At 66.0% G+C, this 16,549-nt stretch carries 14 protein-coding genes; all 14 read left to right on the top strand.

What is annotated here, in order from left to right; translation table 11 throughout:
• Positions 1-8 precede the first annotated feature (8 nt).
• The 14 genes from ACX9GQ_RS16750 (at position 9) to wecB (ending at position 16,547) form a co-directional block, all read left to right on the top strand.
• Complete coding sequence (locus ACX9GQ_RS16750; protein WP_459630710.1) at positions 9-1,283, top strand: ABC transporter ATP-binding protein; 1,275 nt, start codon at positions 9-11, stop codon at positions 1,281-1,283.
• Entirely contained in the window at positions 1,280-2,686 is a 1,407-nt protein-coding gene (locus ACX9GQ_RS16745) for a hypothetical protein (protein WP_459630709.1), read from the top strand. The genes ACX9GQ_RS16750 and ACX9GQ_RS16745 overlap by 4 nt, the downstream gene beginning before the upstream one ends.
• Positions 2,679-3,896, top strand: a complete 1,218-nt coding sequence (locus ACX9GQ_RS16740) for an N-acetyl sugar amidotransferase (RefSeq protein WP_459630708.1) — start codon at positions 2,679-2,681, stop codon at positions 3,894-3,896. Before ACX9GQ_RS16745 ends, ACX9GQ_RS16740 begins: the two co-directional genes overlap by 8 nt.
• On the top strand, positions 3,893-4,507 hold the full coding sequence (gene hisH, locus ACX9GQ_RS16735) for an imidazole glycerol phosphate synthase subunit HisH (protein WP_459630707.1): 615 nt from the start codon (positions 3,893-3,895) through the stop codon (positions 4,505-4,507). The genes ACX9GQ_RS16740 and hisH overlap by 4 nt, the downstream gene beginning before the upstream one ends.
• On the top strand, positions 4,504-5,307 hold the full coding sequence (locus ACX9GQ_RS16730) for an AglZ/HisF2 family acetamidino modification protein (protein ID WP_459630706.1): 804 nt from the start codon (positions 4,504-4,506) through the stop codon (positions 5,305-5,307). Before hisH ends, ACX9GQ_RS16730 begins: the two co-directional genes overlap by 4 nt.
• 5 nt (positions 5,308-5,312) lie before the next feature.
• Positions 5,313-6,629: a glycosyltransferase gene (locus ACX9GQ_RS16725; RefSeq protein WP_459630705.1), complete on the top strand. Its 1,317-nt coding sequence runs from the start codon at positions 5,313-5,315 to the stop codon at positions 6,627-6,629.
• A gap of 115 nt (positions 6,630-6,744) precedes the next feature.
• Positions 6,745-8,073 carry a hypothetical protein gene (locus ACX9GQ_RS16720; RefSeq protein WP_459630704.1) on the top strand — a complete coding sequence of 443 codons (1,329 nt, stop codon included), beginning with the start codon at positions 6,745-6,747 and terminating at the stop codon, positions 8,071-8,073.
• A gap of 27 nt (positions 8,074-8,100) precedes the next feature.
• Positions 8,101-10,014, top strand: a complete 1,914-nt coding sequence (gene asnB, locus ACX9GQ_RS16715; protein WP_459630703.1) for an asparagine synthase (glutamine-hydrolyzing) — start codon at positions 8,101-8,103, stop codon at positions 10,012-10,014.
• A gap of 34 nt (positions 10,015-10,048) precedes the next feature.
• Positions 10,049-10,984 carry an NAD-dependent epimerase/dehydratase family protein gene (locus ACX9GQ_RS16710; RefSeq protein WP_459630702.1) on the top strand — a complete coding sequence of 312 codons (936 nt, stop codon included), beginning with the start codon at positions 10,049-10,051 and terminating at the stop codon, positions 10,982-10,984.
• 22 nt (positions 10,985-11,006) lie between these two features.
• Positions 11,007-11,942, top strand: coding sequence for an NAD-dependent epimerase/dehydratase family protein (locus tag ACX9GQ_RS16705; protein WP_459630701.1), 936 nt, complete (start codon positions 11,007-11,009; stop codon positions 11,940-11,942).
• A complete protein-coding gene (locus ACX9GQ_RS16700; protein ID WP_459630700.1) occupies positions 11,939-13,384 on the top strand; it encodes a lipopolysaccharide biosynthesis protein in 1,446 nt (481 codons plus the stop codon). Before ACX9GQ_RS16705 ends, ACX9GQ_RS16700 begins: the two co-directional genes overlap by 4 nt.
• 8 nt (positions 13,385-13,392) lie before the next feature.
• A complete protein-coding gene (locus ACX9GQ_RS16695; protein WP_459630699.1) occupies positions 13,393-14,436 on the top strand; it encodes a hypothetical protein in 1,044 nt (347 codons plus the stop codon).
• An 18-nt stretch (positions 14,437-14,454) separates the two neighbouring features.
• Complete coding sequence (locus ACX9GQ_RS16690) at positions 14,455-15,513, top strand: NAD-dependent epimerase/dehydratase family protein (RefSeq protein WP_459630698.1); 1,059 nt, start codon at positions 14,455-14,457, stop codon at positions 15,511-15,513.
• Positions 15,510-16,547, top strand: coding sequence for a non-hydrolyzing UDP-N-acetylglucosamine 2-epimerase (wecB, locus tag ACX9GQ_RS16685; RefSeq protein ID WP_459630697.1), 1,038 nt, complete (start codon positions 15,510-15,512; stop codon positions 16,545-16,547). The genes ACX9GQ_RS16690 and wecB overlap by 4 nt, the downstream gene beginning before the upstream one ends.
• Positions 16,548-16,549 lie beyond the last annotated feature (2 nt).

The following is a 16,549-nucleotide window of genomic DNA, read 5'->3' as shown; positions in this document are numbered from 1 at the left end:
TGGGGGCGATGATCGAGGCCCACGGCCTCTCGAAGTACTACCGCATCGGTCGATCCGGAGGCGGCGGTCTCGGCCGCTTTCTTTCGGAACGGATGTTCGCGAGCTTGCCCCAGCAGGCACGACGGGCGACCACATCGACGGAGCGTATCGTCGGGGATGTGCTCAAGGCCCTCGATGATGTGTCGTTCTCGGTCGGCCCCGGGGAAGTTCTGGGGGTGATGGGTCCCAACGGCGCCGGCAAGAGCACGCTGCTCAAGGTGCTGTGCCGGATCACGGCCCCGAGCGACGGCTCCGCGCGCATCCGCGGGAGGGTGGGCGCTCTCCTGGAGGTCGGGACTGGCTTCAACTACGAGTTGTCAGGCCGGGAGAACATCTATCTGAACGGCCTCACCCTGGGGATGAGGCGCCCGGAGATCGACGCGAAGTTTGACGAGATCGTCGCGTTCTCCGGGGTCGAGGAGTTTCTCGACACGCCCGTGAAGCGCTACTCCAGCGGGATGGTGACCCGGCTCGGTTTCGCTGTGGCCGCGCATCTCGAACCGGAAATCCTGATCGTCGACGAGATCCTGGCAGTCGGCGACGCGGCCTTCCAGCGCCGGTGCATCAACAAGATGCGTGACGTCGCTCGCAACGAGGGCAGGGTGGTTCTGTTCATCAGCCACAGCGTGGAGGCGGTGCTGGGCGTCTGCACCCGCGCGATACGCCTGGAGGATGGACGGCTGGTCCAGGACGGCACGACGCGGGACGTCATCGACGGTTATCTCAGCACGGCCGCCCAGCAGGGCGGGAGCCTTTCCCTCATCTCGCGTTCGGATCGGGAAGGAACGGGCGAGTTGCAGGTCGTCGCGGCGACGGTAGAGGCTCGACTCGACGCAACGGAACCGACCACCGGCACGCAGTCCGTCGTGCTGGTGGGACAGCCCGCGAGCATTTCAGTCGTCCTCGCGCCGATGCACGACAGGGTGAGGGATGTCAGCGTCGAATTGTGGGTGAAGGACCTCGCGCGAAGCACGGTCACGGTGCTGGCCAACATGCCCGTCGGGTATGCCTTGCGGGCCGTAACGAGTCCCACCCGGGTGGAGGTCACCCTGCCACGGTGCCAGTTGACCCCCGGGCACTACTGGATCGACGCCGTCATCCGGGCCGAGGGGCGCCTGGTCGACCAGATCGCGGGTATCGTCGACTTCAGCGTGGTGCCGGCGCCTTACTACGCCGACCTGGTCCTTCAGGTCCCGGGGGGCATGGTCCTGGTCGACCAAGATTGGACCTCGTCCGAAGCGTGACCGGCACCTCCGACATCAGCCCGGATGCGGCAGGCGCCGCATTGCGCGCCTTCAATGATGTCGAGGTGTCACACCGGCTTTTTGAACTGGGCTGGGACGGCGTGCAGATCTGGTCGCTCATGCGGCTCAGATGCTTTCTTCGGATTCTGACCGACATCGGCGTCTTCTCGTATCAGGTCGCATCGCAGCCGGCATTGCCGGGCGTGCGACCGTCGCTGATCGACAGAAATCCTCTCCTTGGCCTTGGCCGCTCGCCGGTCATGGTGTTTCGCTGGGGGCGGGGTACCCGGCGGGGCGGGGCACGCTTCGACCTCTACACGGACCCGTTGTCACCGGCGCTGAAGCAGGCCGGCGCGCAGTTGATCGATCTCTCTCCGGATGCCGTTTCCGGTGACCTGCCACTCGACGACCGCACGGCGCGTGCCGAGCCGCTGACCTTGACGTGGGGCCGCGTTGCGGGGCGCATCTGGAAGAAGCCCGCAGGTGTTCCAGAGGAGGTGGCACGCCGGTTGGCGGAAGCCGAGTCGGACTTTGCGAGGCTCTTCCCCGGTCGATTGTCCCTTGTGCCCGACGCCCTTGCGGCCAAGGCGGAATATGATCGCCAAAGGAGACTCTGGGCCCCGGTCTTTGCGCTGCGGCGACCCCGTCTGGTGATCATGGGAACGCAGAGCTATGGGTTCGAGGGACTGATCGCGGCTGCCAAGGGTGTCGGCGCGACGGTCGCCGAACTACAGCATGGCCTCGTCTACGATGCCCACCTCGCCTACCATTATCCCGTCCCCGTCAGGCTCGACCATGTGCCTGACGTCTTCCTCACCTTCGGCGAGTGGTGGCGAGACCGGGTCAACTACCCGCTCGGCATGCAGCGGCGAGCCTGCGGATATCGCGCGCTCGAGGATGCGTTGGAGAAGCGATCGCATCGAATTCCGGACCGGCCGCGGCTTGCGGTCCTGACCGGGGACCAGCTTTTCGGGGACCGGGTCCCCCCTGTTCTGTCCGACCTGCGCCGCGCCAACCCTGACGCCGAAATTGCCGTCCGGCCACATCCGACTGATCCGTTTCCCTATGCGAGGGCCATCGCGGAGGCCGGTCTTCGTGATGCGGTCGTCACGGACCCCCGCATCGAAAGCATCCACGAGTTTCTTGCCGGTTGTACGGCCGCCCTGGGTGCGGCCTCGACAGCCGTCGCCGAGAGCACGGCGCTGGGGCTTCCGACGGTGGCTTTTCTGGCGGGTATGAGCACGACCATGGGACCCGTGGTCGAGGCCGGTGACGCGATCGTCTGCAACGACCTCGCGCAGCTGGGGAATGCGGTAGCAGCTGCACCGGCTCCGCGTCCTGCTTCACCTCTGTTCGATCGCTGTGGAACGGCGTTCGAGTCGTTCCTGTCCGAACATGCCTGACATCGGCTCCACATCGCTGCGCTACAGGATCTGCACGCGCTGCGTCATGGACAGCAGCGACCCGCTCATCACCTTCGATGAAGCCGGCGTATGCAACCACTGCCACAACCTCGACGACGTGAAGCGTCGAGGGCAGTGGATGACGGGCGAGGAGGGAGCGCGCCACATCCGGCAATGGGTCGATCGCATCAAGCGAGTACAGGCCGGGCAGCGCTACGATTGCATCATCGGCCTGAGCGGCGGCGTCGACAGCTCTTACCTCGCCGTGAAGGCAAAGGAGCTCGGATTGCGGTGTCTCGCTGTCCATGTCGATGCCGGCTGGAACTCGGAAATCGCCGTCGGCAACATCGAAAGACTGCTCCGCACGCTCGACATGGACCTCGTCACCAAGGTCGTCGACTGGGACGAGATGCGGGACCTGCAGGTTGCCTTCCTGAAGGCCGGCGTTCCCAACCAGGACATTCCCCAGGATCACAGCTTCTTCTCGTTCCTGTATGGCGAAGCCCGGAAATGGAAGATCAACTTCCAGCTTCAGGGACGGAACTACGCCAGCGAGTCGGTCCTGCCCAAGGCATGGGGTTACTCGGCCATGGACGGCGTTCACCTCCGCGCGATCCACGCACGGTTCGGGACACGTCCACTCAAGCATTATCGCGTGATGTCGACTGCCGAGTATGTCGACTACTTTGCAGGAATTCCCACGCGTCCACGCATCGAGATCGTCGATCTCCTCAACTTCATGGAGTACGATCCGAAACAGGCGCGTGTCGTGCTGGCTGAAAACTTCGGGTGGAGGGACTACGGAGAGAAGCACTGGGAGTCGCACTGGACGAAGTTCTTCCAGAGCTACTACCTCCCTCGTCGATTTGGTTTCGACAAGCGGCGAGCGCATCTCGCCAGCCTCGTCTTGGCCGGCGCGGTCAGTCGCGACCAGGCCTTGCGCGAGCTTCAGAAGCCTCCCTTCGATGAGGAGCGGATCGACCGGGACATCGAGTTCGTGCGGCGGAAGTTGAGGCTGAGCACGGTCGAGTGGGACGCGATCATGAACGGTCCCACCCATCCGCACACCGACTATCCGACCGGCGAGCGTCGGATCGCCCGTTCCATGAAGATGGCGATGCTGGTGCGCGAGATGACGCCAGCCACCGTGGCGAGGGTCGTCAGGAAGCGGCTTGACCGCCTGAAGCGGCCGGCGAGGACGGCATCGTGACGTTGCCCTCCGTGGTCATCGTGGACTATGGCGTCGGCAACCTGCGGTCGATCCAGAAGATGGCCGAGCACGTCGGCATGCGCGCGGACATCTCCGGCGACCATGCCGTCGTCGCGGGAGCTGCGAGGCTCATCCTTCCGGGCGTCGGTCATTTCGGCCGTGCCGTCGAGCGTTTCCGCGCCGCAGGCCTCGAGGAGCCTCTCAAGGAGGCCGTGATCGCGCGAGGTCGCCCGCTGCTGGGGCTGTGCGTCGGAGCCCAGATGCTCCTGTCGTGGGGAGAGGAAGGCGAAGCGGAGGGGCTCGCGCTCATCCCCGGTCGCGTCGTTCGGCTTCAGGAGAGCGCGAATCTGAAAGTTCCGAACGTAGGCTGGAGGGAGGTCGTTCCGCTTCGGGACCATGATCTCTTCGAACGCCATGCGAAGCTGCGCTTCTATTTCATGCACAGCTATCGCCTGGAGCCGGAGTTCCAGGACGACGTGGTGGCCACCTCGCGCCACGGGCAGGACTTTGCGGCCGTGATCGGCAGGGGGGCGATCACCGGGGTCCAGTTCCATCCCGAGAAGAGCCATCTCTTCGGCGTCGATTTGTTCCAGCGGTTCGCCCGGACATGACGCGGTCCGAGACGGATCAGGCGAACGCGCGGCTCGTCCCGGTCCTGCTGATCGCGGACGGCCGCCTCGTGAAGACCACGCGGTTTCGCAATCCCGTCTATCTGGGCGACCCCATCAACGCCGTCAGGATCTTCAATGCGAAGGCCGTGGACGAGATCACGATCCTCGACATATCGGCCACTCCGGCCGGCCGTGGACCGGACTTCGACCTGATCGCGGCGATCTGCGAGGAGGCCTTCATGCCGGTCTCCTACGGCGGCGGGATCACCAACCGTGAGCACGCTGCTCGGCTTCTGCGAAGCGGGGCTGACAAGGTCATCATCAATTCAGCGCTGCACGAGCGTGTGGAACTCGTGCATGAGGTGGCCGACCTCTTCGGATCGCAGGCCGTGTGCGCGTCCATCGACGTCCGTCGATCCCCCTTCGGCAAGCGCCACGTCGTCTCCCGGAGCGCACGCCGGAAGCAGACGGCGTCTCCCGAGGCGTGGGCCCGTCGCCTCGTCGAAGCGGGGGCCGGTGAAATCATGCTGCAGGACGTAGACCGCGACGGGACGATGGCGGGCTACGACCACGACCTGCTGAAGTCCGTCGCATCAGCCGTGGGCGTGCCACTCGTCGCGTGCGGTGGTGCGAGGGACCTCGACGACCTCGTCCGCGCGGTCGCAGAGGACGGTGTGTCGGCCGCGGCGGCGGGAGCCCTCTTCGTCTTCTACGGTCCGCACCGGGCCGTCCTGATCAATCCGCCCAGCCAGGACGAATTCACGGCCCGGCTTCGGGCGGCACAGCCGGCGATCGTGTGACATTCGTGGACGCCCAGGCCGCTCCGACCCGCTCCGCAAAGGACAGAGAGCAACCGGCTTCGCGCTGGACCGGGCGAACCGTCGTCTCCTTGACCCCCAACTCCCTGACGTCCGACAGCCGCACCCTGAAGCAGGCCGTCACCTTCGCGCGGCTCGGCGCCCGGTCCGTCGTGATCGAGGGCCGTCCCAGTGGCCAGGACTTCGGCCGATTGGGCTTGGAGGTCCGTTCGATCGGCTCGGAAGGGAGCGCGGGTGCGTCGGCGGGGCCGGCCAATGTCAGCGCATCGGCCCCCAAGAATTCTCGCCGCCTGCCAGACTGGCTGAAGCACCCCGTTGTATTTGCCATCACATTGTGGGCGCTGCTCACGAAGCAATGGTGGCCAGCCTATCGAATGATGCCTCCGGCAGACCTGATCATATTACATTCGTTCCACTTTCTTCCTGCCGCTGTCGTCGCGAAGTGGCGCCATGGCGCACCCATCATTTACGACGCACATGACTTTTATTCCGACATGGATGCGACGGCGAAGCTCACGCCGTTCGAGCGCGGTTGGTTGGTTCCCTTCTATGCCTTCATGGATCGCCGGGCGATCAAGGCGGCCTCCGCCTTCCTGACCGTCTCGGACGGCGTGGCCGATCTCTATGAACGATGGTCCGGTCGTCGCCCGATGGTCCTTCGAAACGTTCACGACGAGCGGCTCGACCGCCGGCCCCTTCCTCAGACGGTCCGCGAGCGATGCTCCATCCCGCCGGGCGATACCCTCGTGGTTGCGATCGGCAACGCCAAGCGAGGGGCGGCGATCGAAGGGCTCATCCGGTGCATGAGTCACCTGCCCGCCAGCACGCACGTGGCGTTTGTCGGAGGCGGGTTCGGCGAATTCGCCCCCCTCGTTGCGGCGCTCGGCGTTGAATCTCGTGTGCACTTCTGCGGCAGAATCCCTGCGGACGAGGTCGTTCCATTCGTCGAATCCGCGGATATGGCCGTTGTCTTGTATTTTGCAGAGACGGAAAATTACGAGCAGGCACTGCCAAATCGATTCTTTCAGTCGATCAGTGCCAGATTGCCTCTTCTCTATCCTCCCCTCCCGCGACTTCGGGAGATCGCAACGGCTTTCAACTTCGGCGTGGAGTTCGATCCCCTCAGTTCGCAATCGCTGCTCGCGGGCCTTTCGCGGCTCGGTCAGGAAGCCGGATCCCCGGCGCTCCGCGAAGGCCTTGCCCGTGCCGCCAAAGCACTCTCCTGGCAGTCGGAGGAAGGAAAACTGCTCGACATTGCCGAGCAGGCGTTAGGCAAGGCTTCCCGGCCAGCAAGGGGAGCGTAGGCCAGGATGTCCAGACATCCTCGAGTCGCGTATCGCAGCAAGCGCAAGGCTTGTCGGTCCGATCTCCTGGAGCAGGACGAGCCCGCGGGTTTCTGGGAGCTATTGGATCCTCGAGATGGACCGTAAATTGGAAGTACTTCTGCTTTGCGATTATCGGACGGACATTGCCGCCACAGTCCGCGAACATATCGATGCGCTTTGTGGCATGTCGCGGCATCACGTCAGGAAGCTCTCGATTCTCGGCGATCTGCCCCCCAATCTTGAGCTTGATTGTTTCGATGCCATTGTCGTCCACTATTCGCTGGTTGCCTGCCACAACACCTATCTCAGCGAAGCCTCGCGGCAGCGTCTCGGTCAATTTGCCGGTCTGAAGGCCATCTTCATCCAGGACGAGTACCGCTTCGTCGATGCGTCGATCGATGCCATGCGTCAGATCGGCATCCACGTCCTCTTCACGTGCGTTCCCACCGAGGAGATCCACAAGGTCTATTCGCCGGAACGCCTGCCGGGCGTGAAGATGGTCAACGTCCTCACGGGCTACGTCCCCGAGCATCTGCTGGGGAAATCCGTTCCAGCCTATGCCGATCGATCGATCGACGTGGGATACCGGGCCCGGAAGGTTCCGGCCTGGCTGGGCGACCTGGGCCAGGAGAAGTACCGGATCGGCTTGCGTTTTGCCGACGACGCACGAGGGGACGGCCTGGCCCTCGACGTCTCGTACCGGGAAGAGGACCGGCTTTACGGCGACGACTGGATCACCTTCGTGACCCGCTGCAAGGCCATGCTGGGCGTGGAGAGCGGCGCGTCCGTCTTCGACTTCACCGGGAGGATCCAGGCCGATGTGGATGGCCACGTGCGCCGCGATCCAACGGTGGACTACGAGACGCTGAAGTCCCTTTACTTCGCCGAGGAAGAAGGGCGGATCCGTCTGAACCAGATTTCGCCGCGCTGTTTCGAGTCGGCCGCGCTTCGCACGCTGATGGTCATGTACGAGGGGGACTACTCCGGGCGCCTCGTTGCATGGCGCCACTACGTGCCGCTTCGGAAGGACCATTCGAACCATGCCGAGGTGGTTGCGGCGATCAAGGACGTCGAGCGCGCCGAACTGATCATCCGGCAGGCCTATGAAGAGGTGGCCTGCAATCCTGCCAACACCTTTCGGGCATTCGTGGCTGAGTTCGACGCAGTGCTCAGCGAGGAATTCCAACCCGCCATGGCAGCATCGAGGGCACCTCTCGACGATCGGACCTTCGCCGCCGTGTCCAATCCCAGTTGGCGCACGCGGCGTCGTCTCGTCACGCGGCGCCTGATCGAGAATGCGCATCGCTTCCTCTACAGGGACCTTCTCGGGGGAGCGTCTCCGGAGACACGTGAACGCGTGCAATGGTGGATCCGGAAGCTGATCTATCCCCTCCAGGTGGTCCGGCGGCGACTGCGCGCCTGATCGAACAAGAAACCGGGACATCCGAACATGTGTGGCATCGCCGGATACCATGGCCTCGCGGGGCGACCGACTTCTGGAACGCGCGTCCTGAACGTCATGTCGAACCTCATCGCCCACCGTGGACCGGACGGCGCGGGCACGTGGGTGTCCGACGACGGGGGTGTTGGCCTTGCCCATCGCCGGCTCGCGATCATCGACCTTTCGCCCGGCGGCGCGCAGCCGATGCAGGGCGGAAACGGCACGGTCATCAGCTTCAATGGCGAGATCTACAACTATCTGGAGTTGCGGCAGGACCTGGAAGGTTCCTGGCACTTCCGGTCATCCTCCGACACCGAGGTCATCCTCGCCGCGTACGAGAAGTGGGGCGACGACTGCGTCAGCCACCTGCGCGGCATGTTCGCCTTCGCCTTGTGGGACGGGCGTCGCCGGCGGCTCCTTGCGGCACGGGACCGGTTCGGCATCAAGCCCTTCTACTGGGCCGAAACCGAGGGCGTCCTCTATTTCGCCTCCGAGGCGAAGGCGCTGCTGCCGTTCCTGCCCGACATCTCGACGGACGAGGACGCGCTCGCCGAGTACCTGACGTTCCAGTACACGATCGGCGAGAAGACCCTCTTCAAGGGGATCCACGGTCTTCTGCCGGGGCATCTGCTCGTCGTCGAGAATGGATCCCTCGCCATCCAGCGGTACTGGGACGTCCAGTACGAGGTCGACTGGGACCACAGCCCGCGGTACTTCGAGAAACGCTTCCGCGAACTCGTCGCCGACAGCATGGCCATGCATCTTCGAGCCGATGTGCCGATCGGCGGCTATGTGTCGGGTGGCCTCGACTCGAGCCTCGTCGCCATCCTCGCCGCGCAGGCGGACAGCGCGAACCGCCACGCGTTCCACGGGCGCTTTCTCGAATACCCGGGCTATGACGAAAGCGCTCACGCCCGGACGGCCGCGGACAAGGCGGGGATGGATCTCCATGTGGCCGACATCACGGCCGAGGACTTCCGCCGTCACGCAGCCGACGTCATCTACCACCTCGACTTCCCCGTCGCCGGTCCGGGGTCCTTCCCCCAGTTCATGGTCTCGGCCCTCGCTGCCAGGCACCTCAAGGTGGTGCTGGGAGGGCAGGGGGGCGACGAGTTGCTCGGCGGCTATGCCCGCTATCTCGTCGCGTACTTCGAGCAAAGCATCAAGGCGGCGATCGACGGCACATACAAGAGCGGGAACTTCCTCGTCACCATCGAGTCGGTGGTGCCGAACCTGGGCCTGCTGCGCGAATACAAGCCCATGATCAAGGAGTTCTGGCGGGAGGGCCTCTTCGACGAACTCGACAGGCGCTACTTCCGCCTCGTCGACCGCTCCACGGACATGGTCGGTGAAGTGGACTGGGCCGCGCTCGACAAGGCGCGTGTGTTCGAGGCTTTCCGCACGATCTTCAACAACCGGGACAACGTGCGCAAGGAAGCCTACTTCGACAAGATGACCCACTTCGACTTCAAGTGCCTCCTGCCGGCGCTGCTGCATGTCGAGGACCGCATGAGCATGGCCCATGGCCTCGAGAGCCGCGTCCCCTTCCTCGATCACCCGCTCGTCGAGTTCCTGGCGACGGTCCCCGCGGACGTGAAGTTCAAGGGCGGCCAGATGAAGCAGCTGATGAAGACCGTCTACAAGGACGTGCTCCCGTCCTCGATCGTCGAGCGGCGCGACAAGATGGGCTTCCCTGTCCCCCTGAAGGAATGGTTCGAGGGACCGCTCAAGAGCTTCGTCGTCGACATTTTTGCCGAGCAGCGACACAAGCATCGGCCCTACCTCAACGCCGACGTGATCCTGTCGAGCTTCGGCCAGGCCTCGCGTTTCTCGCGCAAGACGTGGGGACTGCTGAGCCTCGAACTGTGGCACCAGCGCTTCCATGACCGGGCGGCGGAGTATCGCGCCATGGCCAAGGCGTGATAAAGGCGGCGCCGAAACCAGCAAGGGTGACGAGATGAAGGTTTTCGTGACGGGCGGGGCGGGCCAGGTGGGCTCGACCGTGATCGACATGCTGCTCGAGCGCGGCGACACCGTGGTGGCCATCGACAACTTCGCGACGGGCCGGCGCGACAACCTCAAGGCCCACGATCGCCTCACCCTCGTCGAGGACACGATCGCGGACGCGAAGGTCGTCGACGGCCTCTTCTCCGACTTCAAGCCCGAGGTCGTCGTCCACACCGCGGCTTCCTACAAGGACCCGGAGGACTGGGGGACCGACGCGCTCGTCAACGCCGTGGGAACGGCCAACATCGCCAAGGTTTCCAAGACGCACGGCGTCTCCCGCCTCGTCTATTTCCAGACGGCCCTGTGCTACGGCACGAAGCCTCTCCAGTCGCCGATCCAGCTCGACCACCCGATCAACCCGGTCAACTCGAGCTACGCCATCTCCAAGACGGCCGGCGAGCACTACGTGCAGTTCTCGGGCGTGGACTGGGTGACCTTCCGCCTCGCCAACGTCATCGGCGAGCGCAACGTGTCGGGCCCGCTGCCGATCTTCTACGAGCGGCTGTCGCAGGGAAAGAAGTGCTTCGTCACGCCAGCCCGTCGTGACTTCTGCTACGCCGGCGACCTGGCGAAGGTGGTGGTCCGGGCCGCCAACGGCGAGGGCAGGGGCACCTACCACTTCTCGTCGGGCAAGGACGTGGCCATCCGCGAACTCTACGACGCGGTCGTCGCGGCCATGAAGCTCAACGACTATCCGGAGCCGGAGGTCCGGCCGCTCGGGCCGGATGACGCCGCCTCGATCCTGCTCGATCCGTCCCGGACGTTCGGCGACTTCGGCAACGTCGAGTTCACGCCGCTGACGCGCATCGCCGAACTCGCCGTCACGCGCTGGCAGCAGGAGGGCGTGCAGGGCGGCTACACGCACCTCAAGGACGCCCGGGGCTGACGGCTCCGCGAGGAAATCCGCCATGCGCATCCTCATCACCGGCGGGGCCGGCTGCCTCGGCTCCAATCTCATCGAGCGCTGGCTGCCGCAGGGCCACCGGATTCTCGTGATCGACAACTTCGCCACGGGGAAGCGGGAGGTCGTCCCGCCGGTCCCCGGTCTGTCCGTCATCGAGGGCTCTGTTGCCGACAAGGCCCTGGTCGACCGGGCCTTCGCCGACTTCGCCCCCACGCATGTCGTGCACAGCGCGGCGGCCTACAAGGACCCGAACGACTGGCGCGAGGACGTGGCCACGAACGTCATGGGCACGGTTCACGTGGTCGAGGCGGCGCGTGCGGCCGGCGTCCGGCGCATCGTGAACTTCCAGACGGTGCTGTGCTACGGCCGTCCCGATAGCGTGCCGATTCCGGTCAGCCATCCCCTGCGGCCCTTCACCAGCTACGGCATCTCGAAGGTGGCCGGGGAGCAGTACCTCGCCATGAGCGGGCTGCCCTTCGCCTCGCTGCGCCTCGCCTCGGTCGTCGGGCCGCGCCTTGCGATCGGTCCCATCCCGACCTTCTACAAGCGGCTGAAGGCGGGCCAGGGCTGCTTCTGTTCCGACGCGACCCGCGATTTCCTCGACATGGAGGACTTCTTCTCGGCCATGGATCTCGTCATGGCCGATGATGCGCCGTCGGGGGTGTTCAACGTGTCGAGCGGGGAGGGACGGACGATCCGCGACGTCTACGACGCGGTGCGTTCGCACCTCGGCCTCGCGCCGGATTCGGATGTCCGGGTGGTCCCCGTCGGCGACGACGACGTCCCGGCGGTGGTGCCCGACCCGAGCGAAACGACGCGCGTTCTCGGCTGGAAGGCCCGCGTGCCCTTCGCCGAGGCGATGCGGCGGATGCTGGCCTGGTACGACGCTCATGGCGTCAGTGACGTCTACAGCCACCTGACGGCGCCCAAGACGGGATGAGCGGCCCCGCCGCTCTGTCGCCGCAGGACAGGCCTCCCTCGCATCGCAGCCTCATCGGCGCCAGCGCGCTGTTCGCCCTGGGAAACGGGCTCAGCCGCGCGGTGTCCTACGCCATGCCGCCCGTTCTCGCGGCATGGATCGCGCCGGCCGAGATGGGGACGGTCGCCCTCCTCACCTTCGCGGCACTGATCGGCCGGACCGTCCTCGGTCTCGGCCTCACCACGTCGGCTGGCGCCGTCTACTTCCAGGTGCCGGAGGCCGAACGCGATGCCGTCATCGGCGTCACGGCGCTGATCATCGCCGCCGGGTCCGCTGCGGGTCTGCTGCTCTGCGCGGCAGCCGCGCCCCTCGTCTCCGCCATTGCCCCGGACGCGTCTCCGCGACTGGCCCTGCTGGCCTTCGCGGGGGTTGCCCTGCAATTGCTCGCGCAGCCCTACACGATGGCGCTGCAGTTCGATCGGCGCCCCTTGGCCCACCTCATGGTCACGGCGGCGAGCGCTGTCGCCGGCGTCGGCTTGACCCTGGGGATGGTGGCGGTCGCAGGTCGTGGCGTCCTTGGCTGGCTCGAGGCCGGGGTCGTCGCGGGCGTCCTTGGGGTCATTCTGTCAGCGATCGTCGCAGGCAAGCGGTCTGTGGCGTGGAACAAGGACGTCGCCGCCCGGCTCGTCCGCCTGGGCTGGCCTTTCGTGCCGGGGGCGGCCTTCATGGCGGTCATCCAGGGGGCCGCCCCGTTCGTGCTTGCCCGAATGGCGGGGATCGAGACGGCCGGCGTCTTCAACGCAGGCTATGGTCTCGGGATGATCATGTCGCTGGCGACGACGGGCTTCGCATCGGCGTGGTTTCCCTATTTCCAGTCCTATGCCTCGCGGCCGGACGAGGCAGGTCCAGCCTTCTCGAAGATTCTCACGGCCTGCATCGGCGCATTCGGCGCGGCGGCCGTCCTGTTCTACGCAGCGGCGCCACTCGCCTTTCTCGTCATCGATGACCCTCGGTATGCGGGCGCCGTCAGCTACGTCGGCGATGTCGCGCTGCTGCAGGCCATGATCGGGATCTGGGGCGTGCTCGTGCCGGTGCTGTATTTCAGGGACAGGATCTGGATCGCGAGCGCTGTCCAGGGCCTCGGTGCCGTGGCGACCGTCGCTTCGACACCGGTCCTCGTCGGCATGGTCGGAGCGGGGGTCGCCGCGCTCGGCGGCGTCGTGGGCGCAGGCGTGATGACAGTCGCGCAACTGATCGTGAACCGACGGATCGGAACTGCGGCCGGGACCTTCGCAGACCTGTCCCACGGCACACTTGCGGTGGCCGCGCTGATCGCTGCGTTCGCCGCGCGGGCCGTTGCCGCAACGGCCGCCCCCGTCGTGGCGTTTTCCGCAGGCACCGTCCTCGCCCTGGGCCTTCTGATCCTCGCGAGCGTTGCCCTTGGAGCACGCTGGAGAAAGTGACGCGTTCCATGTTTCGTCGTGAGCCTACCGTCGTGCGGGAGCGAGGCTGGGAAGCCCTGCGCGCGGCCTATTCCGGTTGGTCGGAGGACGATCTCCGCCAGCTGCTCGAGGAATCGAGCTGGATCTACGACTTCGAGGCCTTCTCCCAGCTGCGGATCCGGGCGCGGGCGGGGCGGTTCGTGACGATCCACCCGGCGGGCTTCCGGCATGGCGCCGACCAGGCTCCATGGCCGCCACGCCCGGAGGCCATCAACATCTTCTTCTATGGAGGCTCGAACGCCCTCGGCTCGGGGCTGCCCGATGGCGAGACCATTCCCTCGCGGCTTCAGGAACTGCTGCGCCGGGTGGATGGGCGGGTCGCCGTCTACAATTTCGGCCGCAGCTACTTCTACGCGACGCAGGAGCGCGTCCTCTTCGAGCAGCACCTGCTGCACGGCCGCGTGCCGCATATCGCGATCTTCTTCGACGGGTTGAACGAGTTCGTCTACCCCGACGACGAGCCGCAGTGGACGGGTGCCCTGCGCAACATGGTGAGCACGCGACACCAGGCCATGGTCGATCCGGCCAGGGGCCTCGTGTCGATGCTTCGATGGTTCGTCCGGACGGTGAAGCGGCGCGCCGGCGTGAGGCCGGCGGCGGATGCCATGGCGTCGGCAGCGGCGCCGCGCGAGGATGTCGCCGATCGTGTCATCGATCGATGGATGCGCAACCGTCGCTTCATCGAGGTCGTGGCGTCGGTCACCGGGACGAAACCCCTGTTCGTCTGGCAGCCCGTCCCGCTCCACGCGTATGATCTGCGACACCACGGCTTCATCAAGACCCTGGAGGGCTTCGGTCCCTTCTGTCCCACGGCAGCGGGCTATGACGCGATGGCACGGCGGCGTGCGGCCGGCGAGCTCGGCGATGATGTCCTGTGGCTCGCCGGGTTGCAGAAGGAGGCCACCGGCAACCTCTATGTTGACAACGTCCACTACAATGCGGCCTTCTCCGCCGCGATCGCGGGCCGGATCAGCGAGGCGCTCCTGGAGCGGGGGCTTCTGCCGGGGCCCTGAACGGCAAAGGAAGCGCAGATGACATTCTCTGGGGCCAAGGTCGCCGTCGTCGGCGGGGCCGGGTTCGTCGGATCGAACCTGGTCCGTCTCATTCGGGAGCAGGGTCCGCGAAGCATCGTCATCGTCGACAATCTCCTCTCGGCCGACGTCTCGAACGTACCCGAGGGGGCGGACATCGACTTCCGGTTCGGCTCCATTGCCGACGACCGGGTCCTTGCCGCGCTGCCCGATGACCTCGACTACGTGTTCCACCTCGCCTGCTTCCACGGCAACCAGTCGTCGATCGCCGACCCGATCGCCGACCACGACAACAACACGATCACCTCCCTGAAGCTCTTCGAGCGCCTCAAGGGCATGAAGAGCCTGAAGAAGGTCGTCTACGCTGCCGCCGGATGCGCCGTGGCCGAGAAGACCTTCGACGGCGCCGCCGCCACGAAGGAGGACGCGCCGGTCTCGCTCTTCCACGACAGTCCCTACTCGATCTCCAAGCTGATCGGGGAGATGTACGGGAACTACTACTTCACCCGGCACGGCCTGCCGTTCGTGAAGGCGCGGTTCCAGAACGTCTACGGCCCTGGCGAGATCCTCGGGGCCGGACGCTGGCGGGGCACGGTCCACACCGTCTGGCGCAACGTCACGCCGACCTTCATCTGGAAGGCCCTGCACGGCGAGGCGCTGCCGGTCGAGAACGGCGGCATCGCCTCCCGTGACTTCATCTTCGTCGAGGACATGGCCCGCGGCCTGATGGCCTGCGCACTTCGGGGCGAGGCGGGCGAGATCTACAACCTGGCTTCGGGCGTCGAGACGACGATCCGTGACCTCGCCGAGCGCATCAACGCTCTGACCGGCAACGCGACGCCGATCGCCCTGGCGCCGGCGCGCGACTGGGATCGCTCGGGCCAGCGCTTCGGCGATCCGTCCAAGGCGAAGGAGAAGCTCGACTTCGTGGCGCAGGTCGCCCATGCCGACGGCCTCGCCCGCACCGTGGAGTGGACCCGCCAGAATCGCGAGCGGATCCTGCGCTGCATGAACCAGCACGCCCGCTACGTGCCCCAGGTGAAAGGCTACGCCGCGTGAGCGTCCGCATCCTCACCGTCGTCGGCGCCCGCCCCCAGTTCATCAAGGCGGCCGCCGTCAGCCGGGCCATCCGCGAGACGGACGGGCTCGAGGAGGTGATGGTCCATACCGGCCAGCACTTCGACGCCGACATGTCGGACGTCTTCTTCGAGGAACTTGACATCCCCGCCCCGGTCCACCGGCTCGATATCCACGGCGGCGGACACGGCGAGATGACGGGCCGGATGATGGCCGCGCTCGAGCCGGTGGTCATGAGCGAGAAGCCGGACTGGGTGATGGTGTACGGCGACACCAATTCGACGCTCGCCGGCGCTCTCGTCGCCGCGAAGCTTCACGTGCCTGTCGCCCATGTCGAGGCCGGCCTCCGCAGCTTCAACCGCAGGATGCCCGAGGAGATCAACCGCGTCCTGACCGACCACGTGGCCGCGCTGCAATTCTGCCCGACCGCAACCGCCGTCGAGAACTTGGCGGCCGAAGGGATCGTCTCCGGCGTCCATCACGTGGGCGACGTCATGTACGATGCGACCCTCTTCGCCGTGAAGCAGGCGGAGGGTCGCTCGAGGATCCGCGGCGACCTGGGGCTGGAGGCGGGCGCCTACGCCGTGGCGACGGTACACCGTGCGGAGAATACGGACGATCCGCAGCGGCTCGGAGCCGTCATCGCGTTCCTGCGCGAGCAGGCCGCGTCGCACCGGATCGTGCTCCCGCTCCATCCGCGGACGCGTCAGGCGGCCCAGCGGATGGGCGTTTCGCTCGACGGGCTGACAGTCATCGGGCCCGTGGGCTATCTCGACATGGCCCAGCTGCTTGCCGGCGCGGCCGCAGTCTTCACTGACTCGGGCGGCCTGCAGAAGGAGGCCTACTTCCATCGCGTCCCCTGCACGACCCTACGAGACGAGACGGAGTGGACGGAGACGGTGAGCCACGGCTGGAACCGGCTCTGGAAGGGGCCGTCCCACGGTCCGCGGAGCGACATCACGGACTACGGGGACGGACGCGCGGCCTTCCGCATCGCGGACCTCCTGAAGGGCTGATG

The organism is Alsobacter sp. R-9, from assembly GCF_054612375.1.
Note: the sequence above shows the minus strand (reverse complement) of the source record. Positions and strands in the feature narration are given on the sequence as shown.

What these genes read in the sequence shown, in the direction of transcription:
- ACX9GQ_RS16720 (WP_459630704.1), top strand. Translation starts at nt 6,745, where the DNA reads ATGGACCGTAAATTGGAAGTACTTCTGCTTTGCGATTATCGGACGGAC.
- ACX9GQ_RS16730 (WP_459630706.1), top strand. Translation starts at nt 4,504, where the DNA reads ATGACGCGGTCCGAGACGGATCAGGCGAACGCGCGGCTCGTCCCGGTC.
- ACX9GQ_RS16705 (WP_459630701.1), top strand. Translation starts at nt 11,007, where the DNA reads ATGCGCATCCTCATCACCGGCGGGGCCGGCTGCCTCGGCTCCAATCTC.
- ACX9GQ_RS16700 (WP_459630700.1), top strand. Translation starts at nt 11,939, where the DNA reads ATGAGCGGCCCCGCCGCTCTGTCGCCGCAGGACAGGCCTCCCTCGCAT.
- ACX9GQ_RS16740 (WP_459630708.1), top strand. Translation starts at nt 2,679, where the DNA reads ATGCCTGACATCGGCTCCACATCGCTGCGCTACAGGATCTGCACGCGC.
- ACX9GQ_RS16750 (WP_459630710.1), top strand. Translation starts at nt 9, where the DNA reads ATGATCGAGGCCCACGGCCTCTCGAAGTACTACCGCATCGGTCGATCC.
- asnB (WP_459630703.1), top strand. Translation starts at nt 8,101, where the DNA reads ATGTGTGGCATCGCCGGATACCATGGCCTCGCGGGGCGACCGACTTCT.
- ACX9GQ_RS16710 (WP_459630702.1), top strand. Translation starts at nt 10,049, where the DNA reads ATGAAGGTTTTCGTGACGGGCGGGGCGGGCCAGGTGGGCTCGACCGTG.
- ACX9GQ_RS16690 (WP_459630698.1), top strand. Translation starts at nt 14,455, where the DNA reads ATGACATTCTCTGGGGCCAAGGTCGCCGTCGTCGGCGGGGCCGGGTTC.
- ACX9GQ_RS16695 (WP_459630699.1), top strand. Translation starts at nt 13,393, where the DNA reads ATGTTTCGTCGTGAGCCTACCGTCGTGCGGGAGCGAGGCTGGGAAGCC.